The sequence below is a fragment of the Mesorhizobium sp. BH1-1-5 genome, assembly GCF_020165615.1.
GTDB lineage: Bacteria > Pseudomonadota > Alphaproteobacteria > Rhizobiales > Rhizobiaceae > Mesorhizobium.
Window position 1 is genome coordinate 88,681 of the sequence record NZ_JAIUIM010000009.1, and the last position, 17,420, is coordinate 106,100.

Here is a 17,420-nt window from a genome sequence, read left to right on the forward strand (position 1 = left end):
CGGGGGAGATGTCCGGCAGGACAGAGGGGGGTGTGAAGGAACTCGGCCTCTGGCCAAGTAACCATTATCTCGCGAACTCTCATCCGCGCGAGTGTGTCACGATTCCAAATAGGTGTCCGCCCAGTTCGACACCGCCCAACGCGGGTTGTTGGCGATGTTGCCGACCGTATCGCGAGCGACGGAGATGAAGCTCCATTCGGCGACGTTGATCAGCGGCAAATCGGCCGCCACCTTCTTCTGGAACTCCTTGTAGAGCTCCGTGCGGGCCGATGTGTCGAGCGTCTCCGATGCCTTGACGATCAGCGCGTCGAGGTCGGCGTTCTTGTAGCCGCCCTGGTTGGAGAAGGGCACGCCGTCGGGAATGCCGCTTTGCACCAGGATGGTGGTCGAGATCGCCGGGTCGCCACGGAACACCGGCGGACCGACGGCAAGGTCGAAGGCGTGGTCGGTGTAGACCGCCTTGATGTGCGCGGCGGAATCGTTGTTGACGATCGTGGCGTCGATGCCGACGGCGGCGAGCGCCTGGCGCAGATAGTCGCCGAACTGCTTCGTCTCGTTGAAATAAGGCGCCGGCAAGAGTTTCAGCGCAAAGCGCTTGCCGTCGTCGGCACGCTTGTAGCCGGCTTCGTCGAGAAGCGCATTGGCCTTGGCGACGTCGAATGGATAGGTCGGCACGTCGGCGGTGTAGAATTGCGGATCGTTCTTCGGCACCGGGCCGGTGGCGGTGGCGGCGTAGCCGAGGAAGATCGTCTTGACGACGAAATCCTTGTTGATGGCATGCGCGATCGCCTGCCGCACTTTCAGATCGGCGAGCTCCTTGCGGCGGTGGTTGATCTCGACGACGAGTTGATAGGTCAGCCCCTCATAGCCCTTAGTGATGACCTTCAGTCCGGGCACTTTGGAAATCCGATCGAGATCGGCGAGCGGCACGGCGGAGAAGGCGGCAAGCTGGATCTCCTCAGCTTCGAGCGCCGCCGCGGCGGAGGTGCGATCGGGGAGCACCTGGTAGACGATCTCGTCGAGATAGGGCTCGTCCTTGCCCCAATAGGCGTCGTTCCTGGTCAGCCGGTAATATTGGCCGGCCTTGTATTCGGCGAATTTGAACGGACCGGTGCCGACCGGCGCGTTGTTGGCGGGATTGTCCTCGATTTTGCCCACCTCATAAAGGTGCTTCGGCACGACGCTCGACAGCGCCGGCAGCGCGTTGCGGATCAGCTGGAACGGCGTCGGCTTGGCGAACTTGAAGACCGCCGTCAGCGCATCCGGCGTGTCGACCGCTTCGAGGTCCTTGAACACGGTGCGGCCGAGATTCTGCAACGGCTTCCAGATCTGCAGCGCGGAGAAGGCGACGTCGGCCGAGGTGAAGGGCTTGCCGTCATGCCATTTGACGCCGTCACGCAATTTGAAGGCCACCGACAGGCCGTCGGCGGCACCCTCCCAGGAAAGCGCGAGCCGCGGTTCGAGCCCGTCCTTGCCGTCGAAGGAAGCCTCGGCCAGCGTCTCGACGATCTTGCTCGAGATGAAGAAGACTCCGTTGGAGGCGACGATCGCCGGGTTGAGGTTGCGCGGCTCGGAATCGGCGGCAAGGATCAGCCGGCCGCCCTTCTTCGGCGTCTGCGCGAAGCCGATGGTCGGCAATGCGGTCGAGGCCAGAAGCAGCGCCGAGCCGGCCAGCAGGCCGCGGCGTGAAATCGTCAATTCGGACATCGCTCAAACTCCCCTCTTCGCACGGTGACAGGCGCGGCAATTGCGTGATTATGGCTCTCGGCGAAGGTTTCGCCAGAGACGGATTTGGCGCATCATGGCTTGGCTTTGAAATTTCCGTCCGCTGGACCAGCCGGCCGAAAGAGGCTTTCTGCTCCTATCTGGTAAGACCAGTTTATAGAGAAGCAGGATCAGGATTCGGATAGAAACCGCCTTTAGCGTGAAAGTGATCAATTCTGGCTGGACCAGAGTGGCCAAAATGATGCAGATTTGACCGACAGCCATACATCATGACGTTCGGCGCTCCTGCGGCCGATGAAAAACAGGGAGAGGCAGATGAACATCGCTCCGGGCAAAACCGAGGTCAGCAGTGTCCCGTTCGACCAGGCGCGGGTGGACCGGCTGATGGAAGAGGCCGGCATCGACGTGCTCTTCGCCACGTCCAAGCACAACACACAATATCTGCTCGGCGGCTACAAGTTCATCTTCTTCGCGGCGATGGATGCGATCGGCCACAGCCGCTATCTGCCGATCGTCCTTTACGAGAAGGGCGGACCGGAGCACGCGGCCTATATCGGCAACAAGATGGAAGGCGGCGAGCACCAGAACCATCCCTTCTGGACGCCGACGCTGCATGCGGCCTGCTGGGGCACGCTCGACGCCGCCAATCTCGCGGTGGAGCATCTGCGCCAAATCGGCAAGTCGGCGGCGCGCATCGGCATCGAGCCGGGCTTTCTGCCGTCGGATGCCTATGCGCTGGTCCGCAAGGCGCTGCCGGATGCCAAGCTGATCGACGCGACCGACATGCTGGAGCGCATGCGCGCCATCAAGACCGAGGCGGAGCTGGAACAGCTGCGCATCGCCTCCGAGCTGATCACCGATTCCATGCTGGCGACTATTCGTTGGGCGCGCGAGGGCAAGAGCAAGACCGACATCATCGAGCAGCTCAGGCGCGAGGAGACCAATCGCGGCGCGCATTTCGAATATTGCCTGCTGACGCTGGGCTCCAGCCACAACCGCGCGGCGTCCAGCCAGGCGTGGAAGAAGGGCGAGGTGATGTCGATCGATTCCGGCGGCAACTATCACGGCTATATCGGCGATCTCTGCCGCATGGGCGTGCTCGGCGAACCGGACGCCGAGCTGGAGGATCTGCTGGCCGAAGTCGAGACCGTGCAGCAGGCGGCCTTTTCCAAGGTCAAGGCAGGAATACTGGGCGGCGACATGATCGCGCATGCGGAGAGCGTGCTGAAAGCGTCGAAGGTGGCGGCCTATACCGATTTCTTCGCCCACGGCATGGGGCTGATCACCCATGAGGCGCCGTTCCTGATGACCAATCATCCGGTCGCCTATGAGGGCACCTATGCGGCAAAGCCGCTGGAAAAGAACATGGTGCTTTCGGTCGAGACGACCATGCTTCACCCGACGCGCGGCTTCATCAAGCTGGAGGACACGGTGGCCGTCACCGACGCCGGCTATGTGATGTTCGGCGATCGCGGGAGAGGGTGGAACCGGGGCGGGACGGCGGCTTAGCCTCGGCGGCGCTCCCCTTCACCCGGATTGCCAAACCGAATTGCAAGCGCAATTCGGGGCAATCCGACCTCTCCCCAAGGGGAGAGGAGCGGGCGGCGCCAGGGCCACCTCTTCTCCCCGGCGGGGAGAAGGTGGCCGCGAAGCGGCCGGATGAGGGGCTGCGACGCTGACGATTATTTGCCTGCCGGCAGCAGCCTGAAGTCCGGTAGCTCCCGCAGCGCCAGTTCCGGTCCGGCGGGCGAATAGACGACGAAAAGCTGCATCGGCTGGTCGCCGGTGTTGAGCGTCGAGTGGAAGCGGCTTTCCGGCACGTAGATGGTGCAGCCGGGACCGACTTTCGCCACCACCGGATTGCCTTTCTCGTCCTCGACCATCTGCTCGCCATTGCCGGAGATGACGAAGATGATCTCTTCGGCGCCAGGATGATTGTGGCGGGTGTGGCCCTTGCCGGGCGGCAGGTCGACGACGCCGCCGGAAAAGCGCTCGGCGCCGTTCACTTCTGGCGCGACGGTCAGCGACAGCTTGCCCCAGTCGAAGCCAAAGGCGCTGACATCCTTCGGATAGACGAACACGTTCCCCCTGTCGGCCATTGTCTTATCCCTTCCTTTTTGTGATCGCGACCGCCTTGAATTCCGCCGTCTGCCTGGCGATTGCCGCTTCGGCCGGCAGCCGTTCCATCGAGCTTGCGCCGTAGAAGCCGTGCAGCCCTGAGCAACGCTCCAGGATGTAACGCGCGTCATCAGGCATCGAGATCGGCCCGCCGTGGCAAAGCAGGATGACGTCCTTGCGCACCGAGCGCGCGGCATCGGCAATGGCTTCGATCTCCTTGACGCAGGCGTCGAGCGTTTTCGCCGAGGTGGCGCCGATCGAGCCGCCGGTCGTCACGCCCATATGGGCGACGACGATGTCGGCGCCGGCCCTGGTCATGGCGCGCGCTTCGTCGGGATTGAAGACGTAGGGCGTGGTGAGAAGGTCGAGCTTATGCGCCTCGGCGATCATGTCGACCTCGAGTCCAAAACCCATGCCGGTTTCCTCGAAGCTCTGGCGCATGGTGCCGTCAAACAGTCCGACGGTCGGAAAATTCTGCACGCCGGAAAAGCCCATCATCTTCAACTCGGCCAAAAGCAGGGGCATGATGACGAAGGGGTCGGTGCCGTTGACGCCGGCCAGCACCGGCGTCTTCTTCACCACCGGCAGCACCTCATAGGCCATCTCCTTGACGATCTCGTTGGCGTTGCCATAGGCGAGCAGGCCGGCAGCCGAGCCGCGCCCGGCCATGCGGTAGCGGCCGGAATTATAGATGATGATCAGATCGATGCCGCCGGCTTCCTCGGCCTTGGCCGACAGGCCGGTGCCGGCGCCGCCGCCGACGATCGGCACGCCGTCGGCGATCATCTTGCGGAATTTTTCCAATATCGTTTTGCGCGGAATGGCGGTCATGCTTGTCGGATCTCACTTGTGGGCGATGTCGAGGAACGCTTCGGCGGCGGCCTTGGCGAAAGCGGGGTCGTTGATGTGCAGCGGCAGGCGCGTGACGGTGCGGTCCCTGGTCGGCTGGATCGTACGCTCGATGGCGTCGAACAGTGCCGCATCGGCGTCAGGATCGAAGAAGGCGCCACCCTCGATATCGAGCGCCGATACGCCCTTTTCCGGGATCAGGAAGCGGACCGGGCCGTCGCATCGGGCGAGGCGACCGCCGATCCATTCGCCGATCCGGCGGCATTCCTCGGCCGTGGTGCGCATCAGCGTGACATTGGGATTGTGCTCGTAGAACAATCGTTCGCGATAGCGCTCGGGGATCGTGGCTGGCGCCCAGAAATTCACCATGTCGAGGGCGCCGACCGAGCCGACATAGGGCAGCTTCGTGCGGGCAATCGCGCCGAAGCGATCCTCGGTCGCTGGCAGCACGCCGCCGAACAGCAAGTCGCAGACCTCGGTGGTGGTGATGTCGAGCACGCCGGCCAGCAGGCCTGAATCGGCGAGCTTCTCCATCGAGCGGCCGCCGGTGCCGGTGGCGTGGAAGACCATGCAGTCATAGCCGGCGCGCAATTGGTCGACGATCGCGGTCAGGCAAGGCGTGGTGACGCCGAACATGGTCAGCCCCAGCGCCGGCTTGCCAGCGGCGGCAGGGGCCGGCTTCGCCGCCATGCCGGCGATTGCCTGGGCGGCGTTGTGCAGCACGACACGTGAGAGCCGGTTAAGCCCGGCCATGTCGGTGACCGACGGCATCATGATGATGTCGGAAACGTCGACGTAAGGCGCGGTATCGCCGGAGGCCAGCGTCGAGACCATGAGCTTCGGCAGGCCGAGCGGGAGCGCGCGCATGCCGGCGGTGACGATCGAGGTGCCACCACCGCCGCCGATGCCGATCACGCCGGCGACATCGTTGCGGGAGCGGATGAAACTGGCGAACGCAGCGCCCATGCCGGCAACGGCGGCGCCGCGATCGTCGATGCCGAGAACCGCGCCGGCTCCCTTGGCATGATGCGCGGCGACCTCGCTCGCGGGGACATCGACCGGGACAGTCGCGCCGCGCGTGCCGATATCGACCCGAGCCACCGCGCCACCGGCCTTAGCGATAGCATCGGCCAGGAAGGCGAGTTCCTCACCTTTGGTGTCGGCAGTGCCGACCACATAGATGCGCCCCATCCTTGGTTCCCCGTCATCCGGCACGTCCGGCGTCGCCGCCCGCCTTTTTTACCCCAACCCTTAAGCCCCTCGGCGAAAGCCTCGTCGCTGGCGGGGCCCCAAATTTTTTGCCCCGCCCTTAAGCTCCTCGGCGAAAGCCTCGTCGCTGGCGGGGCCCCAAATTTTTTGCCCCGCCCTTAAGCTCCTCGGCAAAACCTCGTCGCTGGCGGGGGCCCCTATATCGCCCGGCGTTGCGCCATTGCAAATTTTTGAGACGCGCGTATCGTATTGACATGGATGTCTCACGTCAACAAGCTGCCTCCAAGGATGATGCCGCCCAGGCGCCGGCCGTCGAGAAGGGGCCGCGCGCCCGGACCAGGCGGCTGATGCTCGAAACGGCGACAAGGCTGATGCAGTCCGGCATGACCCCTTCGGTCAGCGAGGTCGCGGAGGCGGCGGAGGTGTCGCGCGCCACCGCCTACCGTTATTTCCCGAGCCAGGCGGCGCTGGTGCAGGCTGTGGTCGATGAGGGACTTGGTCCGATCCTCACCTGGACGTCGGCATCCGACGATGCCGAGCGGCGCGTGGCGGATCTGTTCGCTACCGCGATGCCGCGTATCGAAGCCTTCGAAGCGACGTTCAAGGCGGCGCTGAAACTGTCGCTCGATCAATGGGCGCGGCGTCAGGCGGGCACGCTCGGATCGGAACCGGCCTTCAAGCGCGGTCATCGCGTCGATTTGCTGAAGGATGCGATCGCGCCGCTCAAGGGGCGCTTGAAGCCGCGCCAGTTGAGGCGCCTGGCGCAGGCGCTGTCGCTGATGTTCGGCGTCGAGGTGGTCACGGTGCTGAAGGATATCTGGGGGCTGGACAGCGCCGAGATGGTGTCGGTGGCGCAATGGGCGGCGGGCGCGCTGGTACGTGCCGCGATGGCGGAATCGGAAGCTAGCTGAGCCGGAATGCCGGCCGCGTCCAAGGCGGCCACTGTGTAAATCTGGTTCGACCAGATTGCGGAGCCAGTTTTGGATGTTAACTGCGGCTACACGCTCCTGACAAGGGCTTCATGTATCAAATAGTAGGAAAAACCAGAGAAAACAGACGGATATCGTAATGCTCGGCCTATCTGGCTGATATCGAGGCTTCAAGAAAGCGCTTGACGCCAAGCCAGAATTGGTAATACCAGATCAGTACCGATAAAGCGGATCAAAAGTGACGGCTGCGATCCATTTCCGGCAGGGCGAGGAGGCCTGGAACCGGAGAGGCGCCATCACAGGAGGAACTACCAGGGCCGGCTTTCGCTGCTGGCTCGCATACGACAATAGAATGCGCACAAGGGAGGAAAACTATGCGCAAGATAGTGACCAGCGTGCTTGCTGGTGTCGGCCTGGCGCTTGCCTGCGGGACATCCGTCCACGCGCAGGAAAAGTCGCTCACCATCTTCTGGGCGGAATGGGATCCGGCCAACTACCTGCAGGAACTCGGCAACGAGTACGAGAAGGAAACCGGCGTCAAGATCACGGTTGAAACCACGCCGTGGTCAGACTTCCAAACCAAGGCTTTCACCGAGTTCAACGCCCATGGCGACGCCTATGACCTCGTGGTCGGCGACTCGCAGTGGCTCGGCGCCGGCTCGACCGGCGGCCACTATGTCGACCTCACCGACTTCTTCAAAAAGCATGATCTCGGCAACGTCATGGCGCCGGCGACGGTGAAATATTACTCCGAATATCCCGGCAACAGCGGAAAGTACTGGGCTATCCCGCTCGAAGGCGATGCGGTCGGCTGGTCATACCGTAAGGACTGGTTCGAGGACCCGAAGGAAAAGGAAGCGTTCAAGGCCAAGTATGGCTACGAACTCGACGTGCCGAAGGATTTCAAGGCGCTGCGCGACATCGCGGAATTCTTCTACCGTCCGGACCAGAAGAAATACGGCATCGCCATCTACACCGACAATTCCTATGACGCGATGGCGATGGGCTTCGAGAACGCACTGTTCTCCTATGGTGGCGAGCTCGGCGACTATTCGACCTACCAGGTTGACGGCCACATAAACTCGGACAAGGCGGTCGCCGCTCTCGATGCTTATAAGGAACTATACAAGTTCACGCCTCCGGGCTGGGCCAAGTCGTTCTTCGTCGAGGACAACCAGGCGATCACCGAAAACCTGGCTGCGATGAGCATGAATTTCTTCGCGTTCTTCCCCTCGCTGATCAACGAGGCATCCAACCCCAACGCCAAGAACACCGGCTTCTTCGCCAATCCTCCCGGCCCCAACGGCGATCAGTTCGCCGCACTCGGCGGGCAGGGCATCTCGGTTATCTCCTACTCGCAGAAGCAGGACGAGGCGATGAAGTTCCTTGAATGGTTCATCAAGGACGAGACCCAGAAGAAGTGGGCGGCGCTTGGCGGCTATACCTGCAGCGCCGCGGTGCTGAAATCGCCTGAGTTCCAGAGCGCCACGCCATACAACAAGGCCTTCTACGAGACCATGTTCAAGGTGAAGGATTTCTGGGCGGTGCCGGAATATGCCGAACTGCTGCAGCAGCTCAACCAGCGCATCTATCCCTACATGATCGGCGGCTCGGGCACCGCCAAGGAAACGCTGGACGCGCTTGCCGCCGACTGGAACGCGACCTTCAAGAAATACGGCCGCGTGAAGTAATCGACATGCCTCGCGGAGGAGGCCTGAGAGGCCTCCTCCGTTTGTTTTTTCAAGCATCCGGAGCAGGGTTTTGGCGACCACGATGATCACCACGCTCGACAGGTCCTCACGGGCCGCGGCGCGCGGCCTCAGCGACATTTCGATCCGCAATCTCTTCATCATCCCGACGATCCTGTTCCTGATCGTCTTCAACATCTTTCCGCTGATCTATTCGCTGGGTTACTCCTTCACCGATTTCCGCGCCTCGACCAATGCGCCGGCCAATTTCGTCGGGCTGCAGAATTATCGCGACCTGCTCAACGACCCTTATGTGTGGTCGAATTTCGCCATCACCGCGAAATACGTCATCATCTCGGTCGCAGGACAGCTGTTTGTCGGCTTCGGCGTGGCGATGCTGCTCAACCGGGATATTCCGCTCAAGGGCTTTATCACCACGCTGCTGCTGCTGCCGATGATGCTGTCGATGGCCGTCGTCGGCTTGTTCTGGAAACTGCTTTATGACCCGTCATGGGGCGTCATCAACTATGCGCTCGGGCTCGGCAATTTCGAGTGGTTGGCAGACCCGAGGATGGCGCTCTATGCGGTCGCTTTGACCGATATCTGGATGTGGTCGCCGTTCGTGATGCTGCTGTCGCTGGCCGGCCTCTCGGCGGTGCCGAAACATCTCTACGAGGCCGCCGCGATCGACCGCGCTGGGCCGTTCTACACCTTCTTCCGCATCACGCTGCCGCTGGTCGCGCCGATCCTGATGATCGCCGTCATCTTCCGCACCATGGAAGCGTTCAAGACCTTCGACCTGGCCTACATCCTGACCAGCCAGCCGACGGCCGAACTGATCTCGATCCGGCTCTACAAGATGGCTTTCCAGGAATGGCAGACGGGGCGCTCCTGCGCCATGGCCTACATCGTGCTGATCATGGTGCTGGCGATCACCAACATATACGTCAAGTACCTCAACAAGGTGAAGGAGCGCTGAGATGGCCGCCGTCCGCACCTCTTCCGAAATTACCTTCAACCGCATCGCGATCGTCGCCGTTCTGCTGGTGACGATCATTTTCCTGGCGCCGATCTACTGGATCGCCTCGACGGCATTCAAGCCGCGCAACCTCGCCACCACCATCCCGCCGACGGTCGTCTTCCAGCCGGAGATCTCGCCCTTCGTGAAGCTGTTCACCAAGCGGTCCCAGATGCGCAATCCGCCGACGCCGGAAGAGTATGCCGCCGCCCCTTGGTGGGAGCGAGTCGTCTTCGATGGCGGCGAAAAGATCGTGCGCGACGGCAAGGGTGAGGTGCAGTGGTCGGGCTATCCGAGCCGGTTCATGAACTCGCTGATCGTGGCGATCACCTCGACCGTGCTGGCCGTCGGCATGGGCACGTTCACCGCCTACGGCTTCTCGCGCTTCAGGGTCAAGGGGGAGGCGGACCTGCTCTTCTTCATCCTGTCGACGCGCATGCTGCCGCCGGTGGTGGTCGCGATCCCGATGTTCCTGATGTACCGGGCCGTGGGACTGAACGATTCCCATCTCGGCCTGATCATTCTCTACACCGCCTTCAACCTGTCCTTCTCGGTCTGGCTGATGAAGGGCTTCATCGACGAGATCCCGAAGGAGTATGAGGAGGCGGCGCTCGTCGACGGCTACACGCGCATGGAAGCCTTCTTCAAGATCGTGCTGCCCGAGGCCGCGACCGGCATCGCCGCCACGGCCGTGTTCTGCTTCATCACGGCGTGGAACGAATACGCCTTCGCGCTGATCATGACCAACCGCCGCGCGCAGACGGCGCCGCCCTTCATTCCGAGCCAGGTGGGCTCCGGCCTGCCCGACTGGACGGTGATCGCCGCGGGCACGTTCCTGTTCCTGCTGCCGGTCGCGATCTTCACCTTCCTGCTCCGCAACCACCTGTTGCGCGGCATGTCCTTCGGAGCGATCCGCAAATGAGCTTCCGCGCGATCAACGAGAAGTATCTCGAACCGGGCTCGCAGATCCTGATGGTGCTGGGCATCGTCGCGCTCTGCCAGCCGTGGAACATGTTGCTCCACACCTATGGCGTGACGATCATCCTGATCGGACTGATCGGCTTCAACGTCACCTCCAAGATCCCACGCGAGGAGCAGGTCGGCACCGGTCACGGAGCCGATCAGCAGGCGCGCAATGCGGGGGCACAGCATTGACCCAGATCGAGCTTCGCGGCGTCCAGAAATTCTTTGGCGCCGTCCAGGTCATCAAGGACCTGAACCTCAAGATCGACGACAACGAGTTCATCGTGCTGCTCGGGCAGTCGGGCTGCGGCAAGACGACGACGCTGCGCGCCATCGCCGGGCTGGAGACCATCGACCAGGGCGACATATTGATCGACGGCAAGCCGGTGCAGCACCTCAAGGCCGCCGACCGCGACATCGCCATGGTGTTCCAGTCCTTCTCGCTCTACCCGCATATGAACGTCTACGAGAACATCGCCTTCCCGCTGCGCGCGACGCGCAAGAGCAGGAGCGAGATCGACACGGAGGTGCGCTCGGTCGCCAAGACGCTGCAGATCACCGATCTCATCAACAAGAGGCCCTCGGCGCTGTCGGGCGGCGACATGCAGCGCGTGGCCATCGGCCGCGCGCTGGTGCGGCGCCCGAAGGCGATGCTGATGGACGAGCCGATCGGCGCGCTCGACGCCAAGCTGCGCGAGGAAATGCGCGCCGAGATCAAGCGGCTGCATATCAAGCAGGGCTCGACCAGCATCTATGTGACGCACGACCAGATCGAGGCAATGAGCCTCGCCGACCGCATCGTCATCATGCATGAAGGCGTGCTGCAGCAGGTCGGCACCCCGGATGAGGTCTATTCGCATCCGGCCAATCTGTTCGTCGCGCAATTCGTCGGCAGTCCGGTGATGAATGTGGCGGAGGCAATCGTGGCCGAGAATGCGTCCGCCGCTTCTGTCTCCGTCGGCGGCGCGGCCGCCGGCTTCGAGTTTCCACGCGCGCTGCTTTCCAAGCTCAACGGCCATGCCGGCGGCCAGCTGACGCTGGGCATCAGGCCGGAAGGGGTGCTGGTGCGCCGCGAGGCGACGGACGGTTTCCTGCCGGTCGAAACGCAGATCGTCGAGCCGCTCGGCTCCTTCGACATTGTCGACCTCAAGGTCGGCTCCAAGATGCTGCGCGCCCGCACGAAGAGCGGCTTCATCGGCGGTCCGGGCGAAAAGGTCTATGCGCGGATCGATCCTTCGCAGACGCATTTCTTCGACGCGGCGAGCGGCAAGTCGCTCGGAGTGAGATTGTAATGGCCCATATCCAGCTGAAGAACATCTCGAAGACATTCGGCAACCACACCGCGCTGTCCAATCTCAATCTCGACATCGCCGACGGCGAATTCTTCGTGCTGCTCGGCGAGACGGGCGCCGGCAAGACGACGACGCTGAGGATGGTCGCCGGTCTCGAAAAGCCGACAGAGGGCCAGGTGTTCATCGACGGCGTCGACGTCGCCGACTGGGGGGCGGCCGAGCGCGACGTGGCGCTGGTGCTGCAGCAATATTCGCTTTATCCGCGCTACACGGTGCGGCAGAATCTCGAATTTCCGCTGAAGCCGAAGATCCGCCGGCTGCCGGAGGCAGAGATCAAGGATCGCGTCGCGCGCGCCGCGCGCACGCTCAGGATCGAGCATCTGCTCGACCGCAAGACCGACCGGCTTTCCGGCGGCGAGATGCAGCGCGTCTCGATCGGCCGCGCCATCGTGCGCAAGCCGCGGGTGTTTCTGATGGACGAGCCGCTGTCGGCGCTCGACGCCAAGCTGCGCGAGGCGCTGCGCACGGAGCTGAAGAACCTGCAGATGCAGCTCGGCGCCACATTCCTGTTCGTCACGCATGACCAGATCGAGGCGATGTCGATGGGCGACAAGGTGGGGGTGCTCAACCACGGCCGCATCGTCCAGATGGGCACCCCGCATGAGATCTACAACAATCCGCGCGACACCTATGTCGCGAGCTTCGTCGGCTCGCCGCCGATGAACCTCATCGACGGCAGGCTGGTCAACGACCGTGCGGTAATGGCGCCGATGAATTTCGAGCTGCCGCTCTCAGGGGGGACCAGGACGGGCGGAGCGACCGACGGTCGCCCGCTCGTCTTCGGCATCCGTCCCGAGGACGTCTATCTGGAAAGCGGCGCGCCGGTCGAGGCGCAAGTCCACGATGTCGAGAACCACGGCGTCGAGAAAATTGTCACGCTCAGGGTCGGCGACACGATGCTGCGGGCCACCGTGCCCGCGAGGACCGCCGTCGCGATCGAGCAGCCGGTGCGCTTTGCCTGGAACCCGGACAAAGTGGTGCTGTTCGACAAGGGCAGCGGCGTCAGCCTGCGGCACGCGGGGTAGCGGCCCGGCCTGGCTGCTGCCTTATTTCGGCAGATAGGTCTCTTAAGGCGTGTCGTTGATCAGCAGGATCACGCATTCGGTGTCCGACAGGCAGGCATCGTCATGCATCTCGTTGGCCTTCTGGGTCCAGTAGGAGCCGGGCGGCAACTCGACCTTGGTGGCTTCGCCGCCCTGCATCTGCCAGTGCGCCCAGAGGCCCTTGATGACAATCGCGCGATAATCGGCGGTGTGGGCATGGACGGGCGCGCGCCAGTTGCCGGGGACCTTCAGCAGCGTGCCGGCCGGTCCTTTCGCCCGTTCGCCCCATAGCGGACCGAGGCGCTGCGGCTGGCCCGGCGCTTCGACGGCATAAGGGATCTTGTCGGCGGGCAGGTAGCTGTCTTCGAGCGCGAAAGCCGGGCCCGGCAGGATGGCGAGCGCGACAAGCGCAAGCGACGGAAGATGATTGGGCATGGCGGTTCCTCCGCAGCCAGCTTATGCGGCTTCGGCTGGCGGGGAATGGCGGGGCGTCCAAAAGACTTGGCAATTCCTCCAGCCCGGCGACCCGAGCTCAGGATTGTTCGTCGGCGCCGGCGTGGCGGAAATGACTCGGCGCCACGCCCATCACCCGCTTGAAGGCGCGGCTGAAGGAGGCTTCCGAATCGTAGCCTAGCCGCGACGCCGTCACCGAAACCCGCATGCCGTCGCGGGTGAGCCATTGCCGCGCCTGGTGCATGCGCACGCGCAGGACATATTTAGCCGGCGTCTCGCCGACCACGGTGGCGAAGCGTTGCGCAAAGGCGGAGCGTGAGGCGCCCATCATCCTGGCCAGTGCCTCGACCGTCCAGTCGCGCTCCGGCTGCAGGTGGATCGCGGCAAGCACCTTGCCGACATCCGGGTTGCGCACGGCGGCGATCCATCCGGTGGCGTCGCCGCAGCCATTCTCCACCCAGGAGCGGATGATGGTGGCGGCGAGCACGTCGGCCAGGCGCGCAAGAATGCCGCCGGAGCCGACGCGGTCCATCGTCACCTCGCCGGCCATAGCGTCGAGCAGATGCTGGATGCCGGGCGCGTTCGCCATCAGCTTATGCGCCTGCATCAGGTCAGGCATCATCTCCAGCAGCGGATGCGAGCCGTCGAGGTTGAAATGCATCGAGCCGCAAAACAGCAAGGTCTTGCAGCCGTCGCAGCCATTCGAGACGTCGTAGATGTTCTCGCACACCGGCTCGATCGTGTAGCGGCCGATCGGCACCGGCGGCACGCCGGGCGCACTCGCCAGCACATGCTCGTCGCCGCGCGGGACCAGCAGCGCGTCGCCCACCGAGAGCTCGATCCATTCCTTGGCCGGCGAGAACAGCCAGCAGCCCTGCTGTCCGATGAAATGGAAGCGCGCCGCCTTCTGCGCTGGGAAGGAAACGGCCCAGGGCTCGCCCAGCACGCAGCGGCCGTAATCGACGCCGTCAAGCCGCAGGCCGCGCAACATGTCGGTCAGCGGGTCGCCGGAGGTCTGCACAATGGTTTTGGACGAATTGTAATTCATTTCGGCGTTTCTAGCATGGAAACTCCAGTCAGTCACTCCCTATGTTGCACTGCAGCCAAATGTTGCGCCGCAACCAGATCGAACCGACAGAGCCGCCCGCTGGCACGTAACGGGTGGAGTCCGGTCTGGTCATCTCCTATGTGGCGCCGCAAACAGACCGGAGATTTTACCATGACCGAACCCGCCACGGGCGTCGTCGACGCCGCTATTCTCGACACAAGCGAAGCTGAGGAACGAACGGAGCCGGCATGGGGCGCGGTGGTCTCGCTGGCGCTTGGCGTTTTCGGCCTGGTGACCGCCGAATTCCTGCCCGCCAGCCTGTTGACGCGGCTGGCGCAAGACCTCGGCGTCAGCGAAGGCGCCGCCGGCCAGGCGGTGACGGCGACGGCCGTCGTCGGCGCCATTGCGGCGCCGACCATGGCGATCATCACCAAGCGGCTCGACCGCCGGCTGGTCATGTGGATCCTCTCAGTCCTTTTGATCGTCTCCAACCTCGTCGCCGCCTTCGCGTCCTCGCTCACCATGCTGCTTCTCGCCCGCGTCGTCCTTGGCGTGGCGCTCGGCGGCTTCTGGTCGATGTCGGCGGCGATGGCGCTGCGGCTGGTGCCGATGCGGCTGATGCCGCGCGCCATGTCGATCATCCTGACCGGCGTCTCGGTAGCCACGGTCACGGCTGCTCCGGTCGGCGCCTATGTCGGCGACGTCTGGGGCTGGCGCACCGCCTTCATGATCGCGGCGGTCGTCGGCGGACTGGCGCTGCTGGTGCAGCTTGCCACTCTGCCCAGCCTGCCACCGACGGCGGTGGCGAGTTTTCGCACTCTGGTCGAAGTGCTGAAGCGGCCGATGATCCGCGTCGCGCTGCTGGTGGTGCTGCTGGTCGCGTCCGGACAGTTCGCCGGCTTCACCTATGTGCGGCCGTTCCTTGAGACTGTCCCGGCCATGCCGATCCAAACCATCTCGCTGGTGCTGCTCGCCTACGGCATCGGCGGCTTCTTCGGCAATTTCGCCGGCGCGTTCCTGGCCGAGCGTAATTTGAAGATGGCCGTGGGCCTGGCGCCGCTGCTGATCGCCCTGTCGGCGGCTGCACTGCTGGTGCTTGGCGCCTCGCCGATAAGTGCGGCTGTCGCCGTGACTGCCTGGGGCTTTGCCTTCGGCGCCGTGCCGGTCGGCCTGCAGACCTGGCTGGTGCGCGCCGCGCCCGACCAGGCCGAGAGCGCCGGCGGGTTGATGGTCGCGACCTTCCAGGTGGCGATCGCGCTGGGCGCCATCGTCGGCGGCCTGCTGGTGGATCACGCCGGTGTCGCCACCGCCTTCGCCTATGGCGGCGTGGCGACCTTGCTCGCGGCGCTGGTGACCTTCCTGATGGGGCCGAAGCAGGCTGCGCAGTAGGCGCCGGCTCGCCTTTCAAGCTTCGGCCCGGCGGCTCTCAGGAGCGCCGGGCCGATGTCTTTGTGACGGCCGAAACGAAGCGCGTCAGGCTATGCTCGACATAGGCGGCAAGATCCATGTCGTAGGGATCGAAGCTCCACCACAGCAGCGAGCCCTGCCAGTGAGCGGCCATCAGCAGGCCGATATCGTCCGGCATGCCGGGGACGCCGGCGAAGCAATCGGCGAGCATCCTGCCGAGCGCCGTTTTCCAGGCCGCGCCACGCGCCCTGAGCATCGGATCGCGAAGATCCTCGCGCAGGACGAGCAGACCTTCGGCATAGGACTCGATGTCGCCATAGCCGCTCGAGAGAGCGACCAGCAGCCCAATGGCGCCGGCCGGGGTTCTGGGGACCGATGCTGCCGCCTGCTCGGTTTTTCGGTCGAGCCCATCCCAGGCATAGAGCAGGGTGCGCTGCTTCAGCAGCGTCTTGTTCCTGAAGCGCTGCACCAGCGTCGAGCCTGAAAGGCCGCTGGCCCGCGCCAGCTTTTCGAAGGTCAGCGCTTCCGGCCCGTCGGCATGCATCAGCCGGTAGGCGGCTTCCAGCACCTGCTCGTCGGACTGGGTTTTTGGCCTGGTCATCTTGACTCTCATTTATAAACGAACAATCATTTATAAATGAGACGCGCGATGGGCGCCAGCTCTTATTGTGCCGAGTTCAAGTTCGGAGGTTTGAATGACGCTTCAAGGGAAAGTCGCGCTTGTTGCCGGCGCAACGCGTGGCGCGGGCCGGGGAATTGCGGTCGAACTGGGCGCTGCCGGCGCCACCGTCTATGTCACCGGCCGCACGACGCGCACCCGGCAATCGGATTATCAGCGCCCAGAAACCATCGAGGAGACAGCGGAGCTGGTTACCGCGCAAGGCGGCAAGGGCATTGCCGTTCGGGTCGACCATCTGGTCTCCGAAGAAGTGCGCGGACTGGTCGAGCGGATACGTGCCGAACAGGGCCGGCTCGACATACTGGTCAACGATCTGTGGGGCGGCGAAAAGCTGTTCGAATGGAACAAGCCGGTCTGGGATCATAATCTCGAGAATGGCCTGCGGTTGCTTCGGCTCGGCATCGATACGCACCTCATTACGGCGCACCACGCGTTGCCGTTGATGATCGAGCAGCCGGGTGGGTTGCTTGTCGAAGTCACCGACGGCACGGCCGAATACAATGCCGACCACTACCGGCTCTCGCCCTTCTACGATCTCGCCAAGGTGGCTGTGAACCGCATGGCATGGGCGCACGCCCAGGACCTCGCAAAGCATGGTGCGACGTCCGTCTCGCTGACGCCGGGCTGGCTGCGCTCGGAGATGATGCTGGAGGCGTTTGACGTGCGGGAAGAAAACTGGCGCGACGCGACCGCCAATGTGCCGCATTTCGTCATATCCGAGACGCCGCGCTTCATCGGCCGCGCGGTCGTGGCGCTGGCCGCAGATCCCAATCGTTCACGCTGGAACGGCCAGTCGCTTTCCAGCGGCGGACTGGCGCAGATCTACGGCTTCACCGATCTCGACGGCTCGCGTCCCGACGCCTGGCGCTACGTCCCGGAAGTTCAGGATGCCGGCAAGCCAGCCGATGCGACCGGCTACCGATAGAGCAATTCCAGGAA

The 17,420-nt window shown here is 63.7% G+C and carries 17 protein-coding genes; 10 read left to right on the plus strand and 7 right to left on the minus strand.

The genetic code is table 11. The annotated features are described in order from the left end of the window. Positions 1–96: 96 nt before the first annotated feature. On the minus strand, positions 97–1,707 hold the full coding sequence (locus LB572_RS14115) for an ABC transporter substrate-binding protein (RefSeq protein WP_224668136.1): 1,611 nt from the start codon (positions 1,705–1,707) through the stop codon (positions 97–99). Between the two features lie 333 nt (positions 1,708–2,040). Here LB572_RS14115 and LB572_RS14120 point away from each other — a divergent pair, with 333 nt between their 5' ends. Continuing rightward, positions 2,041–3,234, plus strand: a complete 1,194-nt coding sequence (locus LB572_RS14120) for a M24 family metallopeptidase (RefSeq protein WP_224668137.1) — start codon at positions 2,041–2,043, stop codon at positions 3,232–3,234. Between the two features lie 173 nt (positions 3,235–3,407). Here the strand turns inward: LB572_RS14120 and LB572_RS14125 are convergent, their stop codons facing one another. Genes LB572_RS14125 through LB572_RS14135 form a run of 3 tightly spaced genes read right to left on the minus strand, consistent with a single transcriptional unit; the run spans position 3,408 to position 5,883 of the window. Next, positions 3,408–3,824, minus strand: coding sequence for a cupin domain-containing protein (locus LB572_RS14125; protein ID WP_224668138.1), 417 nt, complete (start codon positions 3,822–3,824; stop codon positions 3,408–3,410). 4 nt (positions 3,825–3,828) lie between these two features. Next, the gene (locus LB572_RS14130; RefSeq protein ID WP_224668139.1) at positions 3,829–4,674 is read right to left on the minus strand and encodes a phosphoenolpyruvate hydrolase family protein; all 846 of its coding nucleotides are present in this window, start codon (positions 4,672–4,674) and stop codon (positions 3,829–3,831) included. A gap of 12 nt (positions 4,675–4,686) precedes the next feature. Beyond that, positions 4,687–5,883 carry a Tm-1-like ATP-binding domain-containing protein gene (locus LB572_RS14135; protein ID WP_224668140.1) on the minus strand — a complete coding sequence of 399 codons (1,197 nt, stop codon included), beginning with the start codon at positions 5,881–5,883 and terminating at the stop codon, positions 4,687–4,689. A gap of 272 nt (positions 5,884–6,155) precedes the next feature. On the opposite strand from LB572_RS14135, the gene LB572_RS14140 reads away from it, so the two are divergent. From LB572_RS14140 to LB572_RS14170, 7 genes are all read left to right on the plus strand, one after another. Next, the gene (locus LB572_RS14140; protein WP_140808022.1) at positions 6,156–6,812 is read left to right on the plus strand and encodes a TetR/AcrR family transcriptional regulator; all 657 of its coding nucleotides are present in this window, start codon (positions 6,156–6,158) and stop codon (positions 6,810–6,812) included. 392 nt (positions 6,813–7,204) lie between these two features. Beyond that, complete coding sequence (locus LB572_RS14145; RefSeq protein ID WP_140808020.1) at positions 7,205–8,521, plus strand: ABC transporter substrate-binding protein; 1,317 nt, start codon at positions 7,205–7,207, stop codon at positions 8,519–8,521. Positions 8,522–8,591: 70 nt separating this feature from the next. After that, on the plus strand, positions 8,592–9,497 hold the full coding sequence (locus LB572_RS14150) for a carbohydrate ABC transporter permease (RefSeq protein ID WP_140808018.1): 906 nt from the start codon (positions 8,592–8,594) through the stop codon (positions 9,495–9,497). A 1-nt stretch (position 9,498) separates the two neighbouring features. After that, positions 9,499–10,458, plus strand: a complete 960-nt coding sequence (locus LB572_RS14155) for a carbohydrate ABC transporter permease (RefSeq protein ID WP_224668141.1) — start codon at positions 9,499–9,501, stop codon at positions 10,456–10,458. Beyond that, positions 10,455–10,691, plus strand: a complete 237-nt coding sequence (locus LB572_RS14160) for a hypothetical protein (protein WP_140808014.1) — start codon at positions 10,455–10,457, stop codon at positions 10,689–10,691. Before LB572_RS14155 ends, LB572_RS14160 begins: the two co-directional genes overlap by 4 nt. Further along, positions 10,688–11,791, plus strand: coding sequence for an ABC transporter ATP-binding protein (locus LB572_RS14165; RefSeq protein WP_224668142.1), 1,104 nt, complete (start codon positions 10,688–10,690; stop codon positions 11,789–11,791). Before LB572_RS14160 ends, LB572_RS14165 begins: the two co-directional genes overlap by 4 nt. Continuing rightward, positions 11,791–12,876 carry an ABC transporter ATP-binding protein gene (locus LB572_RS14170; RefSeq protein WP_224668143.1) on the plus strand — a complete coding sequence of 362 codons (1,086 nt, stop codon included), beginning with the start codon at positions 11,791–11,793 and terminating at the stop codon, positions 12,874–12,876. The genes LB572_RS14165 and LB572_RS14170 overlap by 1 nt, the downstream gene beginning before the upstream one ends. 42 nt (positions 12,877–12,918) lie before the next feature. Here the strand turns inward: LB572_RS14170 and LB572_RS14175 are convergent, their stop codons facing one another. Both LB572_RS14175 and LB572_RS14180 read right to left on the minus strand, forming a co-directional pair. Continuing rightward, the gene (locus tag LB572_RS14175) at positions 12,919–13,329 is read right to left on the minus strand and encodes a DUF4437 domain-containing protein (protein WP_224668144.1); all 411 of its coding nucleotides are present in this window, start codon (positions 13,327–13,329) and stop codon (positions 12,919–12,921) included. 97 nt (positions 13,330–13,426) lie between these two features. Next, complete coding sequence (locus LB572_RS14180) at positions 13,427–14,395, minus strand: AraC family transcriptional regulator (RefSeq protein ID WP_224668145.1); 969 nt, start codon at positions 14,393–14,395, stop codon at positions 13,427–13,429. Between the two features lie 171 nt (positions 14,396–14,566). On the opposite strand from LB572_RS14180, the gene LB572_RS14185 reads away from it, so the two are divergent. Next, positions 14,567–15,784, plus strand: a complete 1,218-nt coding sequence (locus LB572_RS14185) for an MFS transporter (protein WP_224668146.1) — start codon at positions 14,567–14,569, stop codon at positions 15,782–15,784. Positions 15,785–15,821: 37 nt separating this feature from the next. Here the strand turns inward: LB572_RS14185 and LB572_RS14190 are convergent, their stop codons facing one another. Beyond that, complete coding sequence (locus LB572_RS14190) at positions 15,822–16,403, minus strand: TetR/AcrR family transcriptional regulator (RefSeq protein WP_224668147.1); 582 nt, start codon at positions 16,401–16,403, stop codon at positions 15,822–15,824. Between the two features lie 94 nt (positions 16,404–16,497). On the opposite strand from LB572_RS14190, the gene LB572_RS14195 reads away from it, so the two are divergent. Further along, the gene (locus LB572_RS14195; protein ID WP_224668148.1) at positions 16,498–17,406 is read left to right on the plus strand and encodes an SDR family oxidoreductase; all 909 of its coding nucleotides are present in this window, start codon (positions 16,498–16,500) and stop codon (positions 17,404–17,406) included. The last annotated feature ends 14 nt before the right edge of the window (positions 17,407–17,420 follow it).